This is a genomic window from Vibrio sp. Vb0937 (assembly GCF_033338855.1).
Genome location: NZ_JAWOTK010000373.1, coordinates 1 through 1115, shown reverse-complemented (window position 1 = coordinate 1115; position 1115 = coordinate 1). Strand labels below are relative to the sequence as shown.

Sequence of the window (1115 nt, the reverse complement as noted above, 5' to 3'; positions counted from 1 at the left end):
ATTGGTAGTGAATAAAATATAACCAAACCTTCCTTACCAGCTGTGAACTATAGCAGTGCGCGTGGATATCAGCAATCTGCTTTAGCGCAAACGATGGAAAATTTGCCGCTAAACTCAAACTTTCCAATTTATAACTGGCTGTTAAATAAGCGATTGAATCACGTAAACTTCCAAAGACAGAAAACAAAACCCGAACGAGGGAAAGGGTTTTAATAATCTAAACAAAAGGTTGGCGTATTTCGGAGCAGATTCTCGCAACAAGTGTTTCTTTTGCAGCAAGAATAATGTGAAGTCACGCGGATTTACGTTTACAATAGCGCGCATGAGCGAGATAAGAACACAAGTCCAGTTCGTTGATATCGACGAAGACATGGCGGGTCAACGCATTGATAACTTCTTGCGTAACCAATTAAAAGACATTCCAAAGAGCATGATTTATCGAATCGTGCGTAAGGGTGAAGTGCGCGTGAACAAAAAGCGCATCAAAGCCGAATATAAACTAAAAGCTGGCGACCTAGTCCGAATTCCACCTGTAACGGTTGAGAAAAAGGAAGAGGATGTCGCACCAAGCACGAAACTTAATAAGGTTGCTGAACTAGAACATATGATCATTTATGAAGATGATCATATGCTGATTCTGAACAAACCGTCTGGTACAGCAGTGCATGGTGGTAGTGGCTTGAAGTTTGGTGCAATTGAAGCATTAAGGGCATTGCGTCCACAGGCACGCTTCCTCGAATTGGTTCACCGTATTGACAGAGATACCTCGGGTATTTTACTGGTTGCTAAAAAGCGCTCGGCGCTTCGCCATTTGCAAGCGCAGTTACGAGAAAAAACGGTGAAGAAGTTTTACTTCGCCTTAGTGATGGGACAATGGAAAAGCAGCTGTAAAGTTGTGAACGCCCCCCTACTTAAGAATGAAGTGAACAGTATTGTACGAGTGAACCCAAACGGTAAGCCATCAGAAACGCGTTTCAAAATTCTTGAGAAATTTGAGCAAGCGACGTTTATTCAAGCCAGCCCGATTACGGGGCGTACTCACCAAATTCGTGTGCATACTCAGTACACCGGACATCCTATCGCATGGGATGATCGTTACGGAGATAGACGTTTTG

1 protein-coding gene is annotated in these 1115 nt (G+C 43.2%); it reads left to right on the top strand.

What is annotated here, in order from left to right:
- Positions 1-322: 322 nt before the first annotated feature.
- Positions 323-1115 (top strand): 23S rRNA pseudouridine(955/2504/2580) synthase RluC (rluC, locus tag R7P67_RS25810; RefSeq protein ID WP_318086449.1); only part of this gene is annotated, 793 nt, incomplete at its 3' end.